This is a genomic window from Nocardia thailandica NBRC 100428 (assembly GCF_000308795.1).
Classification (GTDB): domain Bacteria; phylum Actinomycetota; class Actinomycetes; order Mycobacteriales; family Mycobacteriaceae; genus Nocardia; species Nocardia thailandica.
The window spans coordinates 1-1,983 of the sequence record NZ_BAGK01000082.1 but is presented as its reverse complement, the minus strand read 5'-3'; the positions used below and the strand labels follow the sequence as shown (position 1 = coordinate 1,983).

Here is a 1,983-nt window from a genome sequence, read left to right as displayed (position 1 = left end):
TGACCCGGACCCTAGCCCCGGAGCGGACACGGATCCGGCTCCGACACCCTTCCGGCCCGCGCGTCGCCATAATCGGCACATGACCGCCTCCCTCGTCGCCACCGTCTCGGCCGTCGTCGTCGCGGCCATCGGGATCCTGGTGTGGCGGCGCACCCAGCGGGTGGTGACGACACCCGCGCAGCGGGCGGTGCATCAGGCGTTGCACACCGCGTCGCTGGCGGCGGTGCCGCTGCGGCGCGGGCTGACGGCGGAGGCGGCGCGCGAGGCGGCGCCGCATCTGCGGGCGCTCGCCGGCGCCGAGGGGCTGGGGATCGCGGGCCCGGACGGACAGCTGCTGGCCTGGGACGGCACGGCGGCCGAGGACGAGGCGGTCGCGGAGGTCGTGCGCCGCGCGGTGGCCTCCGGGCGCGGCGACCTGCACGTCGGGCCGGGCGAACGCGCGGTCCTCGTGCAGCCGCTGTCCGGCGAGGACGGGTCGGTGGCGGGCGCGCTCGCGGTGGTGACGCACGGGCGGCCGGGGCCGGGCATGGTCGGCGCGGCGGCCGAGGTGGCCCGCTACGCGTGCGGGCAACTGGAACTGGCGGAGCTGGACGCCTCCCGCGCGCGGCTGGACCGGGCCGAGGTGCGGGCGCTGCGCGCCCAGATCAGCCCGCACTTCATCTACAACGCGCTCAACACCATCGCCTCCTTCGTGCGCACCGACCCGGACCGGGCACGCGAACTGATCCTGGACTTCGCCGATTTCACCCGGTACTCGTTCCGGGCCGCGGGTGAGTTCACCGTCCTCGCCGACGAACTGCGCAACATCGAGCGCTACCTCGCGCTCGAGCAGGCCCGCTTCGGCGACGCCCTGCGGGTGCGACTGCGGATCGCGCCGGAGGTGCTCGGGGTGGTGCTGCCCTTCCTCGCGTTGCAGCCCCTGGTCGAGAACGCGGTCCGGCACGGGTTGCGCGGCGGCGGGCGGATCGAGATCGTCGCCCAGGACGCGGGCACCGACACGGTGATCAGCATCGAGGACGACGGGGCGGGCATGGACCCGGAACTGCTGCGCTCGGGCGCGCTGGACGCGGTCGCCTCGGAGTCGGGGCAGCCGGAGTCCGCGCACGTCGGGCTGGCGAACGTCGACGACCGGCTGCGCGCCGCCTTCGGCAACGACTACGGCCTCGTCGTGGAGACCGCGCCGGGGGCGGGCACCAAGGTGAGCATGCGGGTGCCCAAGTTCCGGGCGGGCATCCGCGCCTGAACCGCCGCCCCGCCGGGCCGCGCGCCGTCTACCATGAGACGGCTGTGACCCGCACCACCGACACGACCGGCCTGCGCGTGCTCGCCGTCGACGACGAGAAACCGGCTCTGGACGAGCTGGTCTACCTGCTGCGCGCCCAGCCGGGGGTCGGCGAGATCCACGCGGCGGGCGAGGCGACGGCGGCCCTGCGGATCCTGCGCGCCAACCCGGTCGACGCGGTCTTCCTCGACATCGACATGCCCGGCCTGACCGGCATGGAGCTGGCGGGCATCCTCGGCGAGTTCTCCGAGCCGCCGTCGGTGGTGTTCGTGACCGCCCACGACGACCACGCGGTGGCCGCCTTCGACCTGGGCGCGGTCGACTACCTGCTCAAGCCGCTGCGCGAGGCGCGCCTCGCCGAGGCCGTGCGCCGGATCCTCGCCGCCCGCGCCGCCCCGCCGCCGCGACCGGCGACGGCACCGGCGCCGGAGGCGAACGCGGTGATCCCGGTGGAGCTGGGCGGGGTGACCACGCTGGTGCACCGGACCGACGTGCACTGGGTCGAGGCCGACGGCGACTACGCCCGGCTGCACACCGCCTCCGGCTCGCACCTGGTCCGCATCCCGCTCTCGGCGCTCGAATCCCGGTGGCAGGACGCGGGATTCCTGCGTGTGCACCGCTCGTATCTGGTATCGCTGCCGCTGGTCACGGGGTTGCGCGCGGTCGGCACCGGCACGGTGGTCTGCCTGCGCGGGGCGAGC

The 1,983-nt window shown here is 75.2% G+C and carries 2 protein-coding genes; both read left to right on the top strand.

Annotated features, from left to right (window positions below; translation table 11 throughout):
* The first annotated feature begins 79 nt into the window (after positions 1-79).
* Positions 80-1,243, top strand: a complete 1,164-nt coding sequence (locus ON36_RS08800; RefSeq protein ID WP_043650163.1) for a sensor histidine kinase — start codon at positions 80-82, stop codon at positions 1,241-1,243.
* A 44-nt stretch (positions 1,244-1,287) separates the two neighbouring features.
* A partial coding sequence (locus ON36_RS08795) for a LytR/AlgR family response regulator transcription factor (protein ID WP_043650162.1) occupies positions 1,288-1,983 on the top strand: 696 nt, incomplete at its 3' end.